General features: G+C 70.4%; 19 protein-coding genes, 1 tRNA gene and 1 pseudogene. 8 read left to right on the plus strand and 13 right to left on the minus strand.

Annotation, left to right across the window (positions count from 1 at the left end; translation table 11 throughout):
• Positions 1 to 15 precede the first annotated feature (15 nt).
• Both OHA81_RS15355 and OHA81_RS15360 read right to left on the minus strand, forming a co-directional pair.
• Positions 16 to 567: a DUF2617 family protein gene (locus OHA81_RS15355; protein WP_329196418.1), complete on the minus strand. Its 552-nt coding sequence runs from the start codon at positions 565 to 567 to the stop codon at positions 16 to 18.
• Positions 568 to 877: 310 nt separating this feature from the next.
• Positions 878 to 1000, minus strand: coding sequence for a hypothetical protein (locus tag OHA81_RS15360; RefSeq protein ID WP_329196419.1), 123 nt, complete (start codon positions 998 to 1000; stop codon positions 878 to 880).
• 274 nt (positions 1001 to 1274) lie between these two features.
• Between OHA81_RS15360 and OHA81_RS15365 the strand changes: the two genes are divergently transcribed.
• Together OHA81_RS15365 and OHA81_RS15370 are read left to right on the plus strand one after the other, a co-directional pair.
• A complete protein-coding gene (locus tag OHA81_RS15365) occupies positions 1275 to 2459 on the plus strand; it encodes a pyridoxal phosphate-dependent aminotransferase (RefSeq protein ID WP_329196420.1) in 1185 nt (394 codons plus the stop codon).
• 279 nt (positions 2460 to 2738) lie between these two features.
• Positions 2739 to 3890 (plus strand): hypothetical protein, encoded by a 1152-nt coding sequence (locus tag OHA81_RS15370; protein WP_329196421.1) that lies wholly within the window; start codon positions 2739 to 2741, stop codon positions 3888 to 3890.
• A 4-nt stretch (positions 3891 to 3894) separates the two neighbouring features.
• Here the strand turns inward: OHA81_RS15370 and OHA81_RS15375 are convergent, their stop codons facing one another.
• On the minus strand, positions 3895 to 4437 hold the full coding sequence (locus tag OHA81_RS15375) for a YbjN domain-containing protein (protein ID WP_329196423.1): 543 nt from the start codon (positions 4435 to 4437) through the stop codon (positions 3895 to 3897).
• A 211-nt stretch (positions 4438 to 4648) separates the two neighbouring features.
• Positions 4649 to 7264, minus strand: a complete 2616-nt coding sequence (gene clpB, locus OHA81_RS15380) for an ATP-dependent chaperone ClpB (protein ID WP_329196425.1) — start codon at positions 7262 to 7264, stop codon at positions 4649 to 4651.
• 148 nt (positions 7265 to 7412) lie between these two features.
• Between clpB and OHA81_RS15385 the strand changes: the two genes are divergently transcribed.
• Entirely contained in the window at positions 7413 to 7817 is a 405-nt protein-coding gene (locus OHA81_RS15385; protein WP_329196427.1) for a pyridoxamine 5'-phosphate oxidase family protein, read from the plus strand.
• Positions 7818 to 7914: 97 nt separating this feature from the next.
• On the opposite strand, the gene OHA81_RS15390 is transcribed toward OHA81_RS15385, so the two are convergent.
• Positions 7915 to 8196, minus strand: coding sequence for a (2Fe-2S)-binding protein (locus tag OHA81_RS15390; RefSeq protein WP_136210630.1), 282 nt, complete (start codon positions 8194 to 8196; stop codon positions 7915 to 7917).
• 29 nt (positions 8197 to 8225) lie between these two features.
• Positions 8226 to 8453, minus strand: a complete 228-nt coding sequence (locus OHA81_RS15395) for a hypothetical protein (protein WP_329196429.1) — start codon at positions 8451 to 8453, stop codon at positions 8226 to 8228.
• Positions 8454 to 8538: 85 nt separating this feature from the next.
• Between OHA81_RS15395 and OHA81_RS15400 the strand changes: the two genes are divergently transcribed.
• Positions 8539 to 9573, plus strand: coding sequence for a helix-turn-helix transcriptional regulator (locus OHA81_RS15400; RefSeq protein ID WP_329196431.1), 1035 nt, complete (start codon positions 8539 to 8541; stop codon positions 9571 to 9573).
• A 77-nt stretch (positions 9574 to 9650) separates the two neighbouring features.
• Here the strand turns inward: OHA81_RS15400 and OHA81_RS15405 are convergent, their stop codons facing one another.
• Genes OHA81_RS15405 through dnaK form a run of 4 tightly spaced genes read right to left on the minus strand, consistent with a single transcriptional unit; the run spans position 9651 to position 13865 of the window.
• On the minus strand, positions 9651 to 10097 hold the full coding sequence (locus OHA81_RS15405) for a heat shock protein transcriptional repressor HspR (protein ID WP_329196433.1): 447 nt from the start codon (positions 10095 to 10097) through the stop codon (positions 9651 to 9653).
• A 1-nt stretch (position 10098) separates the two neighbouring features.
• On the minus strand, positions 10099 to 11283 hold the full coding sequence (gene dnaJ, locus OHA81_RS15410; RefSeq protein ID WP_329196435.1) for a molecular chaperone DnaJ: 1185 nt from the start codon (positions 11281 to 11283) through the stop codon (positions 10099 to 10101).
• A 39-nt stretch (positions 11284 to 11322) separates the two neighbouring features.
• Positions 11323 to 12006: a nucleotide exchange factor GrpE gene (gene grpE / locus OHA81_RS15415; RefSeq protein WP_329196437.1), complete on the minus strand. Its 684-nt coding sequence runs from the start codon at positions 12004 to 12006 to the stop codon at positions 11323 to 11325.
• Positions 12006 to 13865 carry a molecular chaperone DnaK gene (gene dnaK, locus OHA81_RS15420; protein ID WP_329196439.1) on the minus strand — a complete coding sequence of 620 codons (1860 nt, stop codon included), beginning with the start codon at positions 13863 to 13865 and terminating at the stop codon, positions 12006 to 12008. The genes grpE and dnaK overlap by 1 nt, the downstream gene beginning before the upstream one ends.
• Before the next feature lie 208 nt (positions 13866 to 14073).
• On the opposite strand from dnaK, the gene OHA81_RS15425 reads away from it, so the two are divergent.
• From OHA81_RS15425 to OHA81_RS15435, 3 genes and pseudogenes are all read left to right on the plus strand, one after another.
• Entirely contained in the window at positions 14074 to 14646 is a 573-nt protein-coding gene (locus OHA81_RS15425; protein ID WP_329196440.1) for a sugar transferase, read from the plus strand.
• A gap of 110 nt (positions 14647 to 14756) precedes the next feature.
• Positions 14757 to 17015: pseudogene (locus OHA81_RS15430) on the plus strand ((Fe-S)-binding protein); the annotation flags it as partial.
• Between the two features lie 761 nt (positions 17016 to 17776).
• Complete coding sequence (locus tag OHA81_RS15435) at positions 17777 to 18709, plus strand: Yip1 family protein (RefSeq protein WP_329196442.1); 933 nt, start codon at positions 17777 to 17779, stop codon at positions 18707 to 18709.
• A 79-nt stretch (positions 18710 to 18788) separates the two neighbouring features.
• Here OHA81_RS15435 and OHA81_RS15440 read toward each other — a convergent pair whose 3' ends face one another.
• Positions 18789 to 19286: a phosphoribosyltransferase gene (locus OHA81_RS15440; RefSeq protein WP_329196443.1), complete on the minus strand. Its 498-nt coding sequence runs from the start codon at positions 19284 to 19286 to the stop codon at positions 18789 to 18791.
• Positions 19283 to 19870, minus strand: coding sequence for a dCTP deaminase (gene dcd, locus OHA81_RS15445; protein WP_125603638.1), 588 nt, complete (start codon positions 19868 to 19870; stop codon positions 19283 to 19285). The genes OHA81_RS15440 and dcd overlap by 4 nt, the downstream gene beginning before the upstream one ends.
• Before the next feature lie 467 nt (positions 19871 to 20337).
• On the opposite strand from dcd, the gene OHA81_RS15450 reads away from it, so the two are divergent.
• Positions 20338 to 20411, plus strand: a tRNA-Gly gene (locus tag OHA81_RS15450).
• Between the two features lie 72 nt (positions 20412 to 20483).
• On the opposite strand, the gene OHA81_RS15455 is transcribed toward OHA81_RS15450, so the two are convergent.
• Entirely contained in the window at positions 20484 to 21407 is a 924-nt protein-coding gene (locus OHA81_RS15455; protein ID WP_329196446.1) for a nuclease-related domain-containing protein, read from the minus strand.
• Between the last annotated feature and the right edge of the window lie 341 nt (positions 21408 to 21748).

Raw genomic sequence — 21748 nt, forward strand, 5'->3', positions numbered from 1 at the left:
GCGCCGTGTCACCCGTTACAGCGATGCCACGGCCACCGAAGCCGGCGTCTCCGCGCCCGTGCCGCTCCGTACGCCGACCCGCGTACGAGTGGCGACCAACTGGCCTTCCTGCGGGTACGCGTGCCAGGTCCGCCACCGCACCTGCCCCTCGTGACGCTGCGCCAGCAGCGCGGTGAAGGCGTGCGGGCTGCCCGGGAAGGTCCCGGCGAGCCCGTTCGGGTGATCCGCGACCAGCGCGAGCAGTTCCTGGGCGCGCCCGGCGAACGAGCCGCGCGAAAGGGTCTCGACGCGCGCGGCGAACTCGTACTCCCAGTCGCCCCACCGCTCGGCCACCCCCAGCGGCAGCGGGGTACTGCTGCCGGGCATGCAGGCGACCGTCTCCGAGCAGAGGACCTCGCCTTCCTCCAGGAGCACCTGATGGGAGGCACCGAGCAGGCGCAGCTCCACCTTCGCGCCCGCGAGCTGGAGGTTCAGTACGGCGAGGGCGGGCAGCCGGTCCCGTCCCAGGGCCCAGGCGAGATCGGCGGCACGCGTGTCGGTGTAGGTGGTCTGGAGGGTCGTGAGCATGAGTCGGCTCCGCAAACGCGCGAGGTAGGTGGGCCGGGGAACCGCCAGCGGTTGGTCAACGGGTGGGGGACACCGGCACGGGTCCACAGAAAGTCCAGGGAGGTCCGAGGACTGGTCTACTCAACCGAGGGAATCATGAAAGGCACGGCACTCACAGCGTTTTTACCCAAGTTGAAGGGGTTTACATCCCCCCGGGGGCTACCCGGTTCACGTGTTCAACCGCATGCCGCCCGTACGTCGTAACGCGCAGGCGGACGCGGGTGCTAACAAGGTGGTGCACAAGGGAAGTTGTCCCCGCCGGACACCCCGTTTACGCGGTACCGGCCGTACCGGTCGTCAACTGGATCCGCAGCCACCGCCACCGCACGAGGACCCGCACGAGGACGAGGACCCGCAGGAGGACGAGGACCCGCACGACGAGCTGCTGGAGCACCCGCCGGAGGAACCGTCCCCTCCCCCGGCCCACCAGCTGCTGCCACTACGGCTTCCGCTGCCGCCGCTCCCGACCGAGGCGGCCTTGACGGCCACCACGACGACCCCGACGACGAAGACACCCAAGAGCACTACGGCAAGAACCATCGCCTCGCCCCTCTCTGAACCCCCGGATCCCCGGGGTGCCGGGACCCCCGTGTCCCGTGTGCCGGGGAGATGCCCGCAGGCCACCCGCGCCAAAGCACACTTGAGCAACTCCAGAGGTTGCCCGCAGGATGGCCGCCATGAACGCACCCGCGGGCGGCAGCCGCCCCTTCCTGAACCGCCGTCTGGCGGCCTTCGGCACCACGATCTTCGCGGAGATGTCGGCGCTGGCCACCGCCACCGGGTCGATCAACCTCGGCCAGGGGTTCCCCGACACCGACGGGCCCGCCGAGATCGCCGAAGCGGCCGTACGGGCGATCCGGGACGGCAGGGGCAACCAGTACCCGCCGGGCCCGGGCGTCCCGGAGCTGCGCCTCGCGATCGCCGCGCACCAGCAGCGCTTCTACGGGCTGACGTACGACCCCGACACGGAGGTCCTGGTCACGGCCGGGGCCACAGAGGCCATCGCGGCCTCCCTCCTCGCCCTGCTCGAACCGGGTGACGAGGTCATCGCCCTCGAGCCCTACTACGACTCCTACGCCGCCTGCATCGCCATGGCCGGCGCGGTCCGCGTCCCGCTGACGCTGCGCGCCCCGGACTTCCGCCTCGACGCGGACGCCCTGCGCGCCGCCGTCACCCCGCGCACCCGGCTGCTCCTGCTGAACACCCCGCACAACCCCACGGGCACGGTCCTGACCCCGGCGGAACTGGCGGCCGTCGCCGAGCTGGCGGTCGAGCGGGACCTGCTGGTGGTCACCGACGAGGTCTACGAGCACCTGGTCTTCGAGGGCTCGCACACCCCGCTCGCCTCGCTGCCCGGCATGCGCGAGCGCACGGTCACCATCTCCTCCGCGGGCAAGACGTTCTCGTTCACCGGGTGGAAGGTCGGCTGGATCACCGCCCCGCCCGCGCTGGTCTCGGCCGTCCGTTCGACGAAGCAGTTCCTCACCTACGTCTCCTCGGGCCCCTTCCAGCACGCGATCGCCGAGGCCCTGGCCCTGCCGGACCCGTTCTACGAGACCTTCCGCACGGAGCACCTGGCCAAGCGCGACCTCCTCGCCGACGGGCTCGTGGCGGCGGGCTTCGAGGTGTTCCGCCCCCAGGGCACGTACTTCATCACCACCGACATCACCCCCCTCGGCGAGAAGGACGGCCTGGCCTTCTGCCGCGCCCTGCCCGCCCGCTGCGGCGTGGTCGCCATCCCGAACCAGGTCTTCTACGACGACCGGTCGGCCGGTGCCACCCAGGTCCGCTGGGCCTTCTGCAAACGCGACGAGGTCCTCCACGAGGCCGTCGCCCGCCTCGGCCGGCTGTAGGGCCGGGGCTGCGCAGGCGCCCGAACGGGTGTGTGCGGGTCCCCCGAAAGACTTTGTCGCGGGGGCGGCGTTCGCGGGTGCCACCTGGGGAAACGGTGACCGGGCGGGTGCCGGGCGGGTGTCGGGCACAAGCCGGGGCGGGGGTCGGGCTCGTAGGGTTTGCCCGTCGTGGGGAGGCCGGCCGGGAGCCCGTTCCACCGCGGGCTCCGGGGTATCGGCGCCGGAGTGAGGCTGACGCACGCGAACGCGCCGGAAGCGCCGGCGGGAAGACCGGGAGACATGGCTGCGGTTTCGACGGGTCCGACGGTGTCCCTGCGGCCGCCGCAGACGGGCACGGACGGCCCGTCGCCGGCCCTGCTCGCGCTCGGGGTGTTCGCCGTCGTACGCGGGGCGGGGGCGCTGATCATCGCCGCCGGCGCCTGGTGGGCCGGCCGGGACCCGGTGCGGGTGCTCGGCGGGTCCTGGGACTCCGTCTGGTACCTCGGCATCGCCGCCCACGGGTACGGGCGGACCCAGATGTGGGCGAACGGCTCCGTACAGAGCGATTACGCGTTCTTCCCGCTCTACCCCGTACTGGTGCGCCTCGCGGGCGGCACCGCCCTCGCCGCGCTGGCCGTCGCGTGGGCCGCCGCGGCCGCGGCCGCCCTCGGGGTCCACCGGGTCGGGCAGCGGCTGCTGGGGGCCCGGGGCGGGGTGCTGCTGGTCGCGCTGTGGGCCACGCTGCCGCACTCCGTGGTGCTCAGCGCCGGCTACACCGAGGCGCTGCTGGCCGCGCTCGCCGCCTGGGCCCTGTACGCGGTGCTGCGGGAGCGCTGGCTGTGGGCCGCCGCCCTGGCCGTCCTTGCCGGACTGACCCGGCCCACCGGGATCGCCGTCGCCGCCGCCGTGTCCCTGACGGCCCTGCACGCGCTGGCGATACGGGGCCCCCGCGCGCCCGAGGTGTGGGCGGCCGCGCTGCTGGCCCCGGCCGGCTGGGCCGCGTACGTCCTGGCGGTGGGGGCGCGCACGGGGCATCCCGTCGGCGGGTACTTCACCGTCCAGCGGCGCTGGGGGTCCCGCTTCGACTTCGGCGTGGGCACACTGCGCGACGCCGAGAAGGTGCTGACCGGCGGCCCGGTACCGCTCGCCACCACCGTCACCGTGGCGGTGCTGGTCGTGGCGGCGCTGCTGGCGGTGCCGCTGGTGCTGGACCGGGCCCCGCTGGCGCTGCTCGTGTACACCGGGGTGCTGATGCTGATCACCTACGGCGGCAGCGGCTTCTTCGAGTCGAAGCCGCGCTTCCTGCTGCCCGCGTTCCCGCTGCTGCTGGCGCCCGCCGCCGTGATGGCCAAAGCCCGGCCCCGCACCGCGGTCGTGGTGACCGCGGGGCTGGCCGGGCTCTCGTACGGCTACGGGGTGTACCTGCTCCTCGTGGCGCGGGTACCGCTGTGACGGGTCAGTTGTCCTCGTCGTCCTTGTCGTCCCCGCCCTCGGCGGATTCGACGTCCTGCTCCAGGCCGAGCTGCTCGACGAGCCACTTGTCGAACTCGATCGAGGCGCGGACCCAGCTGACGGTGGAGGACACGAAGTGCTCCAGGCTGACGCCGGTGCCGACCAGCATCTGCGCTTCGCCGATCAGGCGGACGGAGCCGTCGTCGTGCGTGTGGCTGTAGACCTTCGGCCACAGGGTGCGACGGTTCCAGTCGTCGATCGTCTCCAGGAGCTGCGGCTTGTCTTCGATGCCGTGCGGACGGTCGTAGAAGGTCCGCACCGAGAAGACCTGCTGGTCGCCGTCGCCGCGGAACATGAAGTAGGTCCGGAACTCCTCCCACGGCGCCGCGAGGTCACCCTCGTCGTCGACGACGTACTTGAGCTCCATCTGCTCCAGCAGCTGCTTGACCAAATCCTGGTCGGGGACGACGGGGCCCGCCGGTCCCGTGGCCTGCGGATCGGGCTGCTGCCCTCCGAAATTCGGAATCGAGGCCGGGTCGATGCTCACCGTGTACTTCCCTTCGTGCGGATGGTGTCATCCTCCCCCATCGGTCCTACCCCGTGTCCAGCCCCGCACGTCCGATCCGCTCCGGGCGGACACGAGTAGGGCTCGGGTAAGGGCCTGGCCGGACCGGGGTCCCGGTCGCCCGGGGCCCGGTCCGGCCTTGCGGCTCCTGCCTCACGGCGCCTGCCCCACACCTGCGGCCGCACCTGCGGCCTCACAGCGCCTTGCCGACCAGCAGGTCCTCTCCCGCCACGTCCACCCGTACCGTGTCGCCCTCGCGGACCTCGCCCGCCAGGATCTCCTTGGCGAGGCGGTCGCCGACGGCCGTCTGGATCAGGCGGCGCAGGGGCCGGGCACCGTACGCCGGGTCGTTGCCCTTGTCCGCCAGCCAGGCCAGGGCCTGCGGCGTGACGTCCAGGGTCAGCCGGCGGTCGGCGAGCCGCTTGGCGAGGCGGCCGATCTGGAGTTCGGCGATGTGGGCCAGCTCGTCGCGGGTCAGCGCGGAGAAGACCACCAGGTCGTCCAGGCGGTTGAGGAACTCCGGCTTGAAGGAGGCCCGCACCACTTCCAGGACCTTGGCCTTGCGGTCCTCCGGCGTGGCCGAGGCGTCCGCGGAACCGGGGCCGCTCAGGAACTGGCTGCCCAGGTTGGAGGTCAGGATCAGGATGGTGTTGCGGAAGTCCACCGTCCGGCCCTGCCCGTCCGTGAGGCGGCCGTCGTCCAGGACCTGGAGCAGGACGTCGAAGACCTCGGGGTGGGCCTTCTCCACCTCGTCCAGCAGCACGACGGAGTAGGGGCGCCGGCGCACGGCCTCGGTGAGCTGGCCGCCCTCCTCGTAGCCGACGTAGCCGGGCGGCGCGCCGACCAGCCGGGCCACGGAGTGCTTCTCGCCGTACTCGGACATGTCGATGCGGACCATCGCCCGCTCGTCGTCGAAGAGGAAGTCAGCGAGCGCCTTGGCCAGCTCGGTCTTGCCCACGCCCGTCGGGCCGAGGAAGAGGAACGAGCCCGTCGGCCTGTCCGGGTCCGCGATGCCGGCCCGGGTGCGGCGCACGGCGTCGGAAACGGCCCGCACGGCCTCCTCCTGGCCGATCAGACGGCGGCCCAGCTCGGCCTCCATGCGCAGCAGCTTCTGCGTCTCGCCTTCGAGGAGGCGGCCCGAGGGGATGCCCGTCCAGGCGCCGACCACGTCCGCGATGTCGTCCGGGCCGACCTCGTCCTTGACCATGGCGTCCTTGGACGGGCCGGCCTGGGTGGCCTCCGCCTCGGCTTCCGTGGCCTGCGCGAGCTCGCGCTCCAGCGCGGGGATCTCCCCGTACAGCAGCTTGGACGCCGCGTCGAAGTCGCCGTCGCGCTGGGCGCGCTCGGCCTGCCCGCGCAGGTCGTCCAGGCGTTCCTTGAGCTCGCCGACGCGGTTGAGGGACTGCTTCTCCTTCTCCCAGCGTGCGGTCAGGCCGCGCAGCTCCTCCTCCTTGTCCGCCAGGTCCTTGCGGATCTTCTCCAGGCGCTCGATGGAGGCCGGGTCGGACTCGTTCCTGAGCGCCAGCTCCTCCATGCGCAGCCGGTCGACCGCGCGCTGGAGCTCGTCGATCTCCACCGGGGAGGAGTCGATCTCCATGCGCAGCCGCGACGCGGCCTCGTCCACCAGGTCGATGGCCTTGTCGGGGAGGAACCGGGAGGTGATGTAGCGGTCCGAGAGGGTGGCCGCGGCGACGAGGGCGCTGTCGTTGATGACGACCTTGTGGTGGGCCTCGTAGCGGCCCTTGAGGCCGCGCAGGATGGCGATGGTGTCCTCGACGGTCGGCTCCGCGACCAGCACCTGCTGGAAGCGGCGCTCCAGCGCCGGGTCCTTCTCGATCCGCTCGCGGTACTCGTCGAGCGTGGTCGCGCCGACCATGCGCAGCTCGCCGCGGGCGAGCATGGGCTTGAGCATGTTGCCCGCGTCCATGGCCGAATCCCCGCCGGCGCCGGCGCCGACGACCGTGTGCAGCTCGTCGATGAAGGTGATGATCTGGCCGTCGCTGGACTTGATCTCGGCGAGGACGGTCTTGAGGCGTTCCTCGAACTCGCCGCGGTACTTCGCGCCGGCGACCATCGCGCCGAGGTCGAGGGCGACGAGCCGCTTGTTCTTGAGCGACTCGGGGACGTCCCCCTTGACGATGCGCTGGGCCAGGCCCTCGACCACGGCCGTCTTGCCGACGCCGGGTTCGCCGATGAGCACCGGGTTGTTCTTCGTACGGCGGGACAGGACCTGAACGACGCGGCGGATCTCGTGGTCGCGGCCGATGACCGGGTCGAGCTTGCCCTCGCGGGCGGCCGCCGTGAAGTCGGTGCCGAACTTCTCCAGGGCCTTGTACTGGCCCTCGGGGTCGGGAGTGGTCACCCGCCGCCCTCCTCGTGCGTTCTCGAAGGCGTCCAGCAGCTTGCGCGCCGTCGCTCCCTGGGCGGTCAGGACCTCGCCGGCCGCGCCGCCCTTGGCGGCGAGGGCGATGAGGAGGTGTTCGGTGGAGAGGTACTCGTCGCCGAGCTTCCCGGCCCGGTCGTCGGCCTCGGCGAGGACGGCGAGCAGCTCGCGCGTGGGCTGCGGGGGCGCGACCGTGGAGCCGGTGACGCGGGGCAGGGCCGCCAGCAGCCGCTCGGCGCCGGCGCGCACGGCGGCCTGGTCGGCCTCGGTCGCGGCGAGCAGGTCGACGAGGTTCTCGTTGTCCTCGCCGGCGAGGAGGGCCAGCAGCAGGTGCGCGGGGGTCAGGTCCGGGTGGCCGTCCTTCACGGCCCTGCTCGTGGCCGCGTTCAGCGCGTCCCGGCTCTTGTTCGTCAGCTCGGCGTCCACCGCCGCTCTCCTCTCCCTGGCAGGTTCTGATCCGGATCCCCTGGTCTGATAGATACAGCGGATACAAAGTTGAGTCTATTCCACTCAAGGCAGTTTTTCGACGGCCACCGGCCAAAGACACGGGCGGCCGCGGACGTACGCTCGGCACATGCCCCACGACGTACGCCACCCCACGCCCGCATACCTCGCCTTCTGGCGGGAACGGCACGTGTGCACCCTCACCACCCCCCGCCCGGACGGCAGCCCGCACGTGGTGCCGGTCGGTGTCACGTACGACCCCGAGGCCGGGCTGGCCCGGGTGATCAGCAACAAGCACAGCAAGAAGGTCCGCAACGTGCTGGCCGCGCCGAACGGCGTCGCGAGGGTCGCGGTGTGCCAGATGGAGGGCCGGCGCTGGGCCACCCTGGAGGGGCGCGCCACGGTCGTTACGGACGAGGCGTCGGTGGCCGACGCGGTGGAGCGCTACGCGCAGCGGTACGGACGGATGCCCTCGCCGAATCCGGACCGGGTCGTCCTGGAGATCACCCTGGACCGGGCGATGGGCCGCGCCTGAGGCGCCGACATCACAACGGCGCCATCGTGGTCAGGTCCACGATGGCGCCGTTGTGTGGGGGTAGCGCCTGAGCGATGTGCAACGAGGGGGAATCGCTTCAGGCACTTCGGGGGGTGGCGGCGGTGATATCGGGCTCGAACAGCTGGTGGTCACGCTGGTCGAGGTTGACGAAGACCATTCCGTACCGCACTTCGCAGCGGACGGGCTGCGGTGCGCCCCGGGGGCGGCGCAGACAGCGGTAGGCCCGGACGTCTTCGTCCTCTTCTCGTACTACGACGATCGGCTGGCCGAACAGGGTGACCATCAGCGAGTCGCCGGCGTGGGGGATCGCCGTGGCGAGGTCGATGAACTGCCATCCGGACCGGTACGCCGAAGCCATCTCGCGACGGAAGTCACGGTCGTCGGGGGTCACCGGGAAACCTGCGCAGGCGCGGTGTCCCAGCCGAGGTCTTGCGGAGCGGTGTTCCAGCCGAGATCGTGCTTGCCTACCGACTCGACGGGCGCACCGGCACTGGCCTGAACGCTTCCCGCGTCCCCGCCCACGGCGACGACTGCTCCGAAGACCGCAACGGCGGAGAAAACAACGGCAAGCGCCGAGCGAAGCATTCTCTTATACATGGTCGGCTTCGTCCTCACTTGATGGAATCCTCTCCCCCGCAGTGACAGACGATGGCTCATTCAGGCACGTCAGTGCCACAGGGACGATGCATCATGTTCTTACATGTTCAGGACCCTGGGGGGTGGAGATTTGACAAGAAGCGAGACAAACCCGACACATCCCCACCCCGTCACGGCGATGTGCGCCGAGGGAGCACGCCTCTACGCGGCCGCGCTCAGCAGCGGCCGCGTCGCCCGCGGTGAGGTCAGGAACGCCCCCTGCCTGCTCGAATTCGCTCTACTGAGACCCGACCCCGATGACGCGAACCAGCTCCGCGCGGTTCCCCCGTCCGTCGCACTCGCCCAACGGCTCCACCCCATCGAACGCGAGATCCAGGACCGCAGACGCACCGCTGTAGATCTCACCGATGCATTCGAGCCGTTCCTGGCCATCAGCGCCCAGAGTCCCGCCAACACCCATGCCATCACCGTGCTCGAGGGCATCGACCAGATCAACGCCGCCCTGGACCTCGCCACCGCCGAGTGCCACACCGAGGCCCTGACGGTCCAGCCGGGCGGCGCCAGGCCCACGTTCATCCTCAGCGAGGCCCTGGAGCGCGCCGCGCCGCTGATAGACCGCGGGGTGAGCATCAGGACGCTCTACCAGCACACGGTGCGGCACAGCCAGGGCACGCTCGCCTACGTGGACCGCATCTCCACGGGGAAGGTGGAGATCCGCACGCTCGAAGAGCTGATAGAGCGCCTCATGATCTTCGACCGCACGGTGGCGTTCATCCCCGCGAGCGACGACCGCCGGGTGGCCCTGGAGCTGCGGCACCCGGGGCTGGTCGACTACCTCATCAAGGTCTTCGAGCAACTCTGGCGCAGAGCCGTGCCGTTGGGCGACGAGGTGACGTACACGCACACGCCGGATGGTATCTCCGGCGTGCAGCGCTCCATAGCCCAGCTGCTCATAGAAGGGCACGTGGACGAGGCGATCGCACGCCGGCTGGGAATGAACGTCCGCACCTGCCGCGCGCACATCGCGAAGCTGGCGACCGCCCTGGGCAGCGGCAGCCGCGCCCAACTCGGCTTCCTCATCGCCCAGTCGGGCATCCTGCACAGCGCGGCCCCACCACTGCCCCCGGGCCACGTCTGACGCCGCGAAGAAGCGGGAAGGCCCCGCCCGGAACCATCCGGGCGGGGCCTTCCCCGTGCTGTGCGCCGGCTGCGCCCTCAGTCCTTCGGGCGCTTGGGGCGCCAGACGACCAGGGCGCTGCCGGGCTGCGGCGGCTGGTACGGCACCAGGTCACGCCGGTACGAGGCGTGGACCTGCGCTTCCCTTGCCCGCAGGGCGGCGGCCGCGCCGTCCACAGCGGTGGACAGCTCGGCCACGCGCTGCTGGAGCGCCGCGACCTGGTTCTCGAGCTCGATGATCCGCTTGATCCCCGCCAGGTTGATGCCCTCGTCCTGGGACAGCGCCTGCACGGTGCGGAGCAGCTCGATGTCCCTGGCCGAATACCGACGTCCGCGGCCCGCCGTCCGGTCCGGTGAGACCAGCCCGAGGCGGTCGTACTGGCGCAGGGTCTGCGGATGCAGACCCGAGAGCTGGGCGGCCACCGAGATCACGTAGACCGGTGTCTCATCGGTCAGTTGGTACGGGTTCCTGCGGCGGCCGTCCATCTCATGCTCCCTTCGCGGACTCGAACAGCGCGGCACGCGGGTCCTCGGACCCGGTCGCGTCGCGGTACATCTCCAGCGCCTCGCGGGCCTTGTCCGACAGTTCCGCCGGGACGGCCACCTCGACCGTCACCAGCAGGTCTCCGCGGGTGCCGTCCTTGCGGACCGCACCCTTGCCCCGGGCGCGCATCGTACGGCCGCCGGGCGTGCCCGGCGGCAGCTTCAGCGTGACCGGGGGACCGTTCAGCGTCGGCACCTTGATCTCGGCGCCGAGTGCCGCCTCCGCGATCGTCACCGGGACGGTCACCGTCAGGTTGTCGTCCTTGCGGCCGAACACGGGGTGGCTGCCGACGTGGACGACCACGTACAGGTCGCCGGCGGGACCACCGCGCTCACCCGGGGCGCCCTTGCCGCGCAGCCGGATCCGCTGGCCGTCGAAGACGCCCGCCGGGATCCGGACCTGCATGGTGCGGGAGCTGCGGGCCCGGCCGCTGCCCTTGCAGACGTCACAGGGGGTCTCGGCGATCAGGCCGCGGCCCTTGCAGTCCGCGCAGGGGTCGGTCAGCGAGAAGCCGCCGCCGCTGCCCCGCGAGACCTGGCCCGTACCGACGCAGGTCGGGCACACCCGGGGGGTGCCGTTCTTGTCGCCGGTGCCCGAACAGGCCTTGCAGGGCGCCTGCGAGGACATCCGCAGCGGGACCGTGGCCCCGTCCACCGCCTCCGTGAAGGAGAGGGTGACCTCCGACTCGATGTCCTGGCCGCGGCGGGGCTGGGTGCGGGTTCCCGCACCGGGGCCCGCGCCGCCGCGGTTGAACAGGCCGCCGAAGACGTCACCGAGGCCGCCGCCGAAGCCGCCGCCCGCGCCGCCCGGCTGCGTGCCGCCGAAGAGGTCACCGAGGTCGAAGTTGAACGAACCGCCGGCCCCGCCGGGCCCGGGGCGGAAGCCGCCGTTCCCGAACAGCGCGCGCGCCTCGTCGTACTCCTTGCGCTTCTTCGCGTCCCCGAGGATGTCGTTCGCCTCGGAGATCTCCTTGAAGCGCTCCTCGGCCGAGGCGTCGCCCTTGTTGGCGTCCGGGTGGAACTCGCGGGCGAGCTTCCGGTACGCCTTCTTGATCTCGGCCTCGGTGGCGTCCTTGGGGACACCGAGGACCTTGTAGTAGTCCTTCTCGACGAAGTCCTTCGTGCTCATCCCCGGTGGCCCTCCTCTCGTACACCTACATGTTCGACGTCAGCCCTTGTCCGGGGCATCCGTGTCCTTGTCAGACGGCGTGTCGCCGTCCGCGGACTCGGACTTCGCGGCGGGAGCCGCGCCCGGCTGGGGCTCGGCCACCGCGACCCGGGCGGGACGGATGGTGCGCTCGCCGATCCGGTAGCCCGGCTGCAGGATCGCCACGCAGGTCGTCTCGGTGACGTCCGGCGCGTACGAGTGCATCAGGGCCTCGTGGACGGTCGGGTCGAAGGGCTCGCCCTCCTTGCCGAACTGCTGCAGCCCCATCTTGGCGGCCGCCGTCTCCAGCGATTCGGCCACCGACTTGAAGCCGCCGACCAGCTCGCCGTGCTCCCGCGCCCGGCCGATGTCGTCCAGCGTCGGGAGCAGCTCCGTCAGGAGGGACGCGACCGCGATCTCCTTGACGGCGATCCGGTCCCGCTCCACCCGCCGGCGGTAGTTCTGGTACTCCGCCTGGAGCCGCTGGAGGTCAGCGGTGCGCTCACCGAGCGCGGTGCGGGCCTGGTCCAGCTGCGCCAGGAGGGCGCTCTCCTTGCCGAGGGCCTCGGCTGCTGCGTCCCCGGCCGGGGCCGCCTCGTCCTCCTTGGAGGAGTCGGCGGCCTTCGGCTCGGCTGCCGCGTCGTCCGCGCCGGCACCGGTGGGGACTTCGGGCTCCTCGTCGAAACCCTTGGTCTCCTCCGACATCAGGCAGCGCCACCCTTCGGCTTCTCGTCGTCCACGATCTCGGCGTCGACCACGTCGTCGTCGGCCTTGGCCTGGCCGGCGTCACCGGCGCCGCCCGCGGCCTGGGCCGCCTGGGCGTCGGCGTAGATCGCCTGGCCGAGCTTCTGGCTGACCGCGGCGACCTTCTCCGTGGCCGTACGGATCTCAGCGGTGTTGTCGCCCTCGGCGGAGTCGCCCTTGAGCTTCTCCTTGAGCTCCGCGACGGCCGCCTCGACCTCGCTCTTGACGTCGGCCGGGACCTTGTCCTCGTTGTCCTTGACGAACTTCTCCGTCTGGTACACGAGCTGCTCGGCCTGGTTGCGCGTCTCCGCGGCCTCCTTGCGGCGCAGGTCCTCGTCCGCGTACTGCTCCGCCTCCTGGCGCATGCGGTCGACCTCGTCCTTGCCGAGCGAAGAGCCGCCGGTGACGGTCATCTTCTGCTCCTTGCCCGTGCCGAGGTCCTTGGCCGTGACGTGCATGATGCCGTTGGCGTCGATGTCGAAGGAGACCTCGATCTGCGGGACGCCACGCGGGGCCGGCGGCAGACCGGTCAGCTCGAACATGCCGAGCTTCTTGTTGTACGCCGCGATCTCGCGCTCGCCCTGGTAGACCTGGATCTGCACGGACGGCTGGTTGTCCTCGGCCGTCGTGAAGATCTCGGAGCGCTTGGTCGGGATGGTCGTGTTGCGCTCGATGAGCTTGGTCATGATGCCGCCCTTGGTCTCGATGCCGAGGGACAGCGGGGTCACGTCGAGGAGCAGGACGTCCTTGACCTCACCCTTGAGCACACCGGCCTGCAGGGTCGCGCCGATGGCGACGACCTCGTCCGGGTTGACGCCCTTGTTGGCGTCCTGACCGCCGGTGAGCTCCTTGACGAGCTCGGCGACGGCCGGCATGCGGGTGGAGCCGCCGACCAGGACCACGTGGTCGATCTCGGACAGCTGGATGCCGGCGTCCTTGATGACGTTGTGGAACGGGGTCTTGCAGCGGTCGAGCAGGTCCGCGGTCAGCTGCTGGAACTGGGCGCGGGTGAGCTTCTCGTCCAGGTGCAGCGGGCCCTCGGCGGAAGCCGTGATGTAGGGCAGGTTGATCGTCGTCTCCGTGGAGGAGGACAGCTCGATCTTCGCCTTCTCGGCGGCCTCGCGCAGGCGCTGGAGCGCCATCTTGTCCTTGGACAGGTCGACGCCGTGGCCGTTGGCGAACTGCTTCACCAGGTAGTCGACGACGCGCTGGTCCCAGTCGTCACCACCGAGGTGGTTGTCACCGTTGGTGGCCTTCACCTCGACGACGCCGTCGCCGATCTCCAGGAGGGACACGTCGAAGGTGCCGCCACCGAGGTCGAAGACGAGAATGGTCTGGTCGTCCTTGTCGAGACCGTAGGCCAGGGCGGCGGCCGTCGGCTCGTTGACGATGCGCAGGACGTTCAGGCCCGCGATCTCGCCGGCCTCCTTCGTCGCCTGACGCTCGGAGTCGTTGAAGTAGGCCGGGACGGTGATGACCGCGTCCGTGACCTTCTCGCCCAGGTAGGCCTCGGCGTCGCGCTTCAGCTTCTGCAGGATGAAGGCGCTCATCTGCTGCGGGTTGAAGTCCTTGCCGTCCAGGTTGATCTTCCAGTCAGTGCCCATGTGGCGCTTGACCGAGCGGATCGTACGGTCCACGTTCGTGACCGCCTGGCGCTTGGCGACCTCGCCGACGAGGACCTCGCCGTTCTTGGCGAAGGCGACGACGGACGGCGTGGTCCTGGCGCCCTCGGCGTTGGTGATGACGGTGGGCTCGCCGCCTTCCAGAACGCTGACGACGGAGTTAGTGGTGCCCAGGTCGATGCCGACCGCACGTGCCATTTTGATTCCTCCAGCTGACTTGAGTGGAACAGACTCAACCATGCACGAACCCCCCGGCCCGCGTCAACAGAGGTGAGCCGAGTCGACTCAACTCTTACGCCAGCCTTACGCTCAACCAGCGCCTTTCCGCCCCGGTGGCGGGGCCGAGCGGGCGACGCCCGCCGCGCGGCACCCGGGGCGCGGGACGGCCGTGCGGCACGGTGCGTGCATGCCGCTGCCGCCCCTCACGCTCCCCGCGCTCCGGCGTCCCGCCCGGTCGCTCCCGCGGCCCGACCTCTCGGCGAAGCGGGTCCTCGACCTCCTCGGCGCGCTGCTGCTGACGCTCGTCTTCACCGTGCCGCTGCTGGCGGCCGGCGCGGTGCTGTACGCGGCCGGGGCCGGGCGGCGCGGGTCACCGGGCCCGCGCGTCCTCGTACGGGAGCCGGCGGCCGGGCTCGGCGGGCGGGCGTTCCGGACCTGGCGGCTGCGGACGGAGGGCGCCGGACGGGCGGGCGAGCTCGTCGAACGGTGCGCCCTGGACGCGGTGCCGCAGCTGCTCAATGTGCTGCGGGGCGAGATGTCACTGGTCGGCCCGCGCCCCGAAGCGGGCGCAGAAAGGACCGATAGGCTGCTCGTGCGGCCCGGTATGACCGGATTGTGGCAAGTGAGCGCCCGCTCCGACCTGCCCTGGGAAGAGATGGCCCTGCTGGACCGGCACTATGTGGAGAGTCACTGGCTGGGGATGGATCTGGCGATCCTCGCCCGGACCCCTCGGGCGGCCTGCCGACAGAGGGCAGCCTGAGCGACACAGATCACCGCACGCCCACCTACATTGCGGCGCGGGAACTGGGTAATCTCAAGCCTTGACTCAATAAGTTACCGCTTAGTAAGTCCCGCCCGAGGAGCCCTCCCATGCAACTCGCCGCGATCATCGTGTCGCTGGTCCTGACCGTGGTCGGCGTCGCGCTGCTCGCCCGAGCCGTGGCGCAGATCTACCGGTTCGTGAAAATCGGCCAACCCGTGCCGGCGGGCAGCCGCACGGACCGTCCGAAGGAACGAACGCTCACCCTGGTCAGGGAGTTCCTCGGCCACAGCCGGATGAACCGCTGGGGCATCGTCGGCTTCGCGCACTGGTTCGTCGCCATCGGCTTCCTGACGCTGCCGCCGACGCTGCTGCAGGCCTACGGCCAGCTCTTCCAGGCCGACTGGGTGCTGCCGATCGTCGGCGACTTCCTGCCGTTCGAGCTCTACACCGAGTTCATCGGCCTGATGACGATCGTCGGCATCGCCGTGCTGATCGTGATCCGCCTGCTGTCGCTCCCGTCCCGGGCGGGCCGCAAGTCGCGCTTCGCCGGCTCCAAGGCCTGGCAGGCGTACTTCGTCGAGTACGTCATCCTCACCATCGGCCTCGCGATCCTGTGCCTGCGCGGCCTCGAGGGCGCGATCCACCACGTGGACTCGTACGAGGCCTCGTACTTCGTGTCGTACCCGCTGGTGCTGGCCTTCAAGGGGCTCTCGCTCGGGTCCCTGCAGAACGCCATCTACTTCACCGCGATGGTCAAGATCGGCGTCTCGCTGATCTGGATGATCACGGTCTCGCTCAACACCAACATGGGTGTCGCCTGGCACCGCTTCCTCGGCTTCCCGAACATCTGGTTCAAGCGCAACGCGGACGGCTCCACCGCCCTCGGCGCCCTCCAGCCGATGACCAGCGGCGGCAAGGAGATCGACTTCGAGGAGCCGGGCGAGGACGACGTCTTCGGCGTCTCCCAGGTCGAGCAGTTCTCCTGGAAGGGCATCCTCGACTTCTCCACCTGCACCGAGTGCGGACGCTGCCAGTCGCAGTGCCCCGCCTGGAACACGGGCAAGCCGCTCTCCCCGAAGCTCCTGATCATGTCGCTGCGCGACCACGCGCACGCCAAGGCGCCGTACCTGCTCGCGGGTGGCGGCAAGGACATGGAGGGCAACGAGAAGGCCACGGCGGAGCAGCTGGCGAACGTCCCGGCCGCGGCCCTGGCCGAGGCGGAGCGCCCGCTGATCGGCACGGTCGAGGAGAACGGCGTCATCGACCCCGACGTGCTGTGGTCCTGCACGACGTGCGGCGCGTGCGTCGAGCAGTGCCCGGTCGACATCGAGCACATCGACCACATCGTCGACATGCGCCGCTACCAGGTGATGATCGAGAGCGCGTTCCCGTCGGAGGCGGGCACGATGCTCAAGAACCTGGAGAAGAAGGGCAACCCCTGGGGCCTCGCCAAGAAGCAGCGGGTGGAGTGGACCAAGGAGGTCGACTTCGAGGTCCCGATCGTCGGCAAGGACGCGGAGGACCTCTCCGAGTTCGACTACCTCTACTGGGTCGGCTGCGCCGGCGCGCTGGAGGACCGGGCGAAGAAGACCACGAAGGCCTTCGCGGAGCTGCTGAACATCGCGGGCGTCAAGTTCGCGATCATGGGCGGCGACGAGAAGTGCACCGGTGACTCGCCGCGCCGCCTGGGCAACGAGCCGCTGTTCCAGCAGCTGGCGCAGGAGAACGTGGCCATGCTGAACATGGCCTTCGGCGAGGACGACGACGACCCGGAGACGAAGAAGCCGAAGTCGGCGAAGCGGATCGTCTCGACCTGCCCGCACTGCTTCAACACCATCGCGAACGAGTACCCGCAGCTGGGCGGCGAGTACGAGGTCATCCACCACACGCAGCTGCTCCAGCACCTGATCGACGAGGGCCGGCTGACGCCGGTGACGCCGGTCGACGGGCTGATCACGTACCACGACCCCTGCTACCTGGGCCGGCACAACAAGGTCTACACGCCGCCGCGCGAGATCATGTCGGCCGTGCCGGGGCTGCGCCAGCAGGAGATGCACCGCCACAAGGAGCGGGGCTTCTGCTGTGGCGCGGGTGGCGCGCGGATGTGGATGGAGGAGCGGATCGGCAAGCGCATCAACAACGAGCGCGTCGACGAGGCCCTGTCCCTCAACCCGGACATCGTGTCGACGGCGTGCCCGTTCTGCCTGGTGATGCTGACCGACTCGGTGAACGGCAAGAAGAACGACGGCCAGGCCAAGGAATCCGTCCAGGTGGTGGACGTGGCGCAGCTGCTGCTGGAGTCGGTGAAGGCGCCGGAGCCGGACGCGGAGGCGCTGGCGCTCGCGGAGGCGGAGGCGGCGGCTGCTGCCGAAGCCGAGGCCGAAGCTGCGGCTGCCGCCGCGGCCGCCAAGGCGGAGGCGGAGGCCGCCGCGAAGGCGAAGGCCGAGGCGGAAGCGGAAGCTGCCGCCAAGGCGGAGGCGGAAGCCAAGGCCGCCGCTGAGGCGGAGGCGAAGGCCGCCGCTGAGGCTGAGGCGGAGGCTACGCCTACGGCCGACGTCGAAACCGAGGCTGACGCGCCCGTGGCGGAAGCCGAGGCCACCGAGCCGAAGGCGGAGGCCACCGAGCCGAAGGCCGAGGCCACCGACGCGAAGGCCGAGGTCGAGCCGAAGGCAGCGGTTGAGGCCGAGCCGAAGGCCAAGACCGACGCGCCCACCGCGGAAGCCGAGCCGCTGGCCGAGGTCGAGCCGAAGGCGGACGCCAAGGCCGAGGTCGAGCCGAAGGCCGCGGCCGAGCCGGCCGCCCAGGCGGCCGACGCCAAGGCAGAGGCACCCGCACCCGCGGCCGACGCCGACGCCGACGCCAAGTCCGGCGCCGCAGAGGCCGGTACCGAGGCCGAGGGCGTCAAGTAGGCACTCCCAGGCGGACGCCTGGGTACACGCCGCACGCCGCCACGGCGGCAGCGCAACGGCCGGTCCCCCGCCCAGGGGGGCCGGCCGTTGCCGCTTCCCCCCGGAGGGCCGTGACGCCCCAGGGACTCCCCCTAGGGGATGTCACAGCTCAGCCGCAAAGGACCCCGGTTCCGGCCGCCCGTCCACCCCCGCCCGCCGGACCAGGTACTTTCGATCACGTGGCTGGATTCAGGATCGGACGCGGCCGGGACAACAACCGCACCCCGCAGCAACCCCCGCAACAACCCTCGCGGCAGCAGCCGTACGGGCAGGCGCCAGGCGCGCCGCAGGCCCCGTACGGTCGTCAGCCCTACCCTCCTGCCGGTCCCCCACCGCAGCAGCAGTGGCCGCAGCAGGCCACCGGCGGCGCCGGGGACCACGGCGAGCCCGAGTACTTCGACCCCTACGGTCAACCGCACCCCCAGGCGTACCAGCAGCCCCCGCACGGGGCTTCGTACGCCGACAACCCCGGCTACACCCAGGCCTTCTCGATCGGCGAGGACCCGTACGGCCAGGCCGCGCCCTACCAGGGCGCGACGTACCAGGCCGGCGCCACGGCCGCCCCCGCCGGTCCGCGGCTGCCGTGGAAGGAACTCCTGCGCGGCATCGTGATGCGGCCGGGTTCGACGTTCTTGCAGATGCGCGACTACCCCGTCTGGGGCCCGGCGCTGATCGTGACGTTCCTCTACGGCATGCTCGCGGTCTTCGGCTTCGACAAGGCCCGCGAGGACGCCATCAAGGCCACCCTCACCCAGGCCGTCCCGATCGTCCTCAGCACCGGTGTCGCGTTCGTCATCTGCGGCCTGATCCTGGGCGGCGTCACCCACACCCTCGCCCGCCAGCTGGGCGGCGACGGCGCGTGGCAGCCGACCGTGGGCCTGTCGATGCTGGTCATGTCCATCACCGACGCGCCCCGCCTGCTGTTCGCGGTCTTCCTCGGCGGCGACAACATGGTCGTCCAGGTCCTGGGCTGGGCCACGTGGCTCGCGGCCGGCGCGCTCTTCACCTCGCTGATGAGCAAGTCGCACGACCTGCCCTGGCCGAAGGCGCTCGGCGCGTCCGCGATCCAGCTGATCGCCCTGCTGTCGATCATCAAGCTCGGCACGATCTGAGCCCTCCGGGCACGTGGAAGGGGACCGGCGCCACGCTCGCGCGCCGGTCCCCTTCCGATCGTCCTCGTCCTGGTCGACGTCAGGCGTCGAGGACCTGGCCCTCACGCTTGACCACGGGCGGCTCGACCGACCACGGGAAGTTGACCCACTCGTCGGTCTTCTTCCACACGTACTCGCACTTCACGAGCGAGTGCGACTTCTCGTAGATGACGGCCGACCGGACCTCGGCCACCGTCCCCAGGCAGAAGTCGTGCACCAGCTTGAGCGTCTTGCCGGTGTCGGCGACGTCGTCGGCGATCAGCACCTTCTTGGCGGTGAAGTCGATCGCCTCGGGGACCGGTGCCAGCATGACCGGCATCTCCAGCGTCGTGCCGACGCCCGTGTAGAACTCCACGTTGACCAGGTGGATGTTCTTGCAGTCCAGCGCGTACGCCAGTCCGCCGGCGACGAAGACGCCGCCACGGGCGATGCTGAGGATGATGTCGGGCTCGTAGCCGTCGTCGGCGATGGTCTGCGCCAGCTCGCGCACGGCGCGCCCGAACCCGTCGTAGGTCAGGTTCTCGCGTACTTCGCTCATGCCTCGTGCCTCACCTGGGTGCGGTGGAAGTTCTGGAAGGAGCGCGACGCCGTCGGACCGCGCTGGCCCTGGTACCGCGATCCGTACCGCTCGCTGCCGTACGGGAACTCGGCGGGGGAGCTGAGCCGGAACATGCACAGCTGGCCGATCTTCATCCCCGGCCACAGCTTGATCGGCAGGGTGGCGAGGTTCGACAGCTCCAGGGTCACGTGGCCCGAGAAGCCCGGGTCGATGAAGCCGGCGGTCGAGTGCGTGACCAGGCCCAGGCGGCCGAGGCTGGACTTCCCCTCCAGCCTGGAGGCGATGTCCTCGGGCAGCGAGATGACCTCGTAGGTCGAGGCGAGGACGAACTCGCCGGGGTGGAGGATGAACGCCTCGTCCCCCTCGGGCTCGACCATCCGGGTCAGGTCCGGCTGCTCGGTGGCGGGGTCGATGTGGGCGTAGCGGTGGTTCTCGAAGACCCGGAAGAACCGGTCGAGCCGCACATCGATGCTGGAGGGCTGCACCATCGACTCGTCGAACGGGTCGATGCGAACCCGTCCGCTGTCGATCTCGGCCCGGATGTCTTTGTCAGAGAGAAGCACGTCCCGAGGATACGCAGAGCGCCCGGGCCACCCCCAATCGAGAGCGGCGCCCGCGCGCCCCGCCGCTACGCCCCGACGGCTACCGCTTCGGGCCGCCGACCGGCACGGCGTGCCTCAGCCGCGCACACCGCGGACACCGCAGCAACCGGCCCGGGCCGATCCGGGCGGCGCCGAGCTGCCGCAACGGGAAGGAGGCGGTACTGAAAACGTGCCCTTCGGCACAACGGACGACGGTGTGCTCCATCGAGTCCCTTTCCCCAACGAGCCGTACTGCGACGAATCGCCACATTAGGGGATGACCCAGACCCGCTCCAGCCGCCGCTCCGAACCATAAGCTACCCCCCAACTCCCGCCCCCACGAACCCTCCTGCCGCCCACGAACGACAACGACCCCGCGGCGGATTCACCGGGGGTCGATCATGAGGTAGAGTGGCCAACGATAAGGATCCAGGCGACTGGAACCGTATGCGGATGTAGTTTAATGGTAGAACATGAGCTTCCCAAGCTTATAGCGCGGGTTCGATTCCCGTCATCCGCTCCACGACAAAGCCCCAGGTCAGCGACCCGGGGCTTTTGCGTTGTCCAGACCTCTGCGCGGGCGCGGATGCGCGGGTCAGGCTCGGAGCCAGACGCGTCGGTGACGAGCGACTGTGTACACCCGCTCCACCTGCTCCGGGGTGAGCTTGCCGGTGAGCGGGCCCAGGGCCGCCACCTCCCGCTCCTGGTAGATGCGAACCGTGTACTGCGTCGCCGCCCGATGCAGAGACGTGACGCCGACGAAGACCAGGACCGGCTCGACGGGCACATCGAACGTGCAGTACCGCCCCAGCACCCCCCGCACCACGTCCGCCTCGGCTTGGCTCGCCGCAGCGTAGGGCCGCGGCTTCCCGCCGTTGACTTTGGCCATCGAGTCACCGACCCAGACCGAGGCACCCTTGTGGTTCTTGGTGTTGACGCTGAACACGCCGCCGGGGCCGATCAGCAAGTGGTCGATGTCGCCACCGTTGCTCTTCTCGATCCCGTGAAGCACCCGCCAGCCGAACGCGGACAGGCGTTCCAGCTCGCGTCCCACCCGTCGCTCTCCCTCGAGGCCGGCATACCAGCTGTCCCATTCCGATGACTGCCGCAGTACCTTCGCCTTCAATCGCTGAACCGCTGACGGACCCCTCTCGGCGATCATCGCGACGACTCGGGAGCCGGGCCGATTCCTCGCCAAGTCCTCGCTGGGACTGAGGGGTGGGAGAGCCGCCGGACGCTCGGATCGGTGCTTCGGGGCGGGGTGCCAAGGCTGCCCAGACTGCCGGGAAGGGGCCGTAAACCCGGGTTCACGAGGAGGCGAAGAGGTGGGGCCGACGGTCAGCCCGTCCCCGAGGTGACGCCGCAGAAGGGCCAGCGCCTCGTCCTGGTGCTTCCGGACCTTGATCGTCACGGTCTTCGTCGCTCGATCCGCCCAGGCGACAGCCGTTCCGTCCGGCAGGTTCACGTAGAGCCGGTCCTTGCCGTGCTTCTTCCACGAACGCACCGTCAGATTGCTCATCAGCCCCCCCTGCGTGCCGTCCCCCACAGATATGCCAGCAGCTGGTGAGCAGGTCGGCAAGACCGCCGAGGACACCCCGGATCCGCTCCGCTGCGGGGAGGGCTTGGAGCCGCTCGCAGGGGATGGGCGGCTTGTTCAGGAAACGCGGTAGTCGGGGGGATCAATATCTGCCTCCGCGGCCGGAGGGTTTAACGGGCCCCGCGGGAAGGGTTTTTACCGCGGCGCACGCGGTGAGATATTCGACGCACACAAAACACTGCAGCGTGCTACTGTCGATCCCGGTTGCAGTTTTGGTACCCAAAAACTCCGAGCGCTCCATCCGAGCGCTTCATATTTCCGGG

This window comes from Streptomyces sp. NBC_00667 (assembly GCF_036226825.1).
GTDB lineage: Bacteria > Actinomycetota > Actinomycetes > Streptomycetales > Streptomycetaceae > Streptomyces.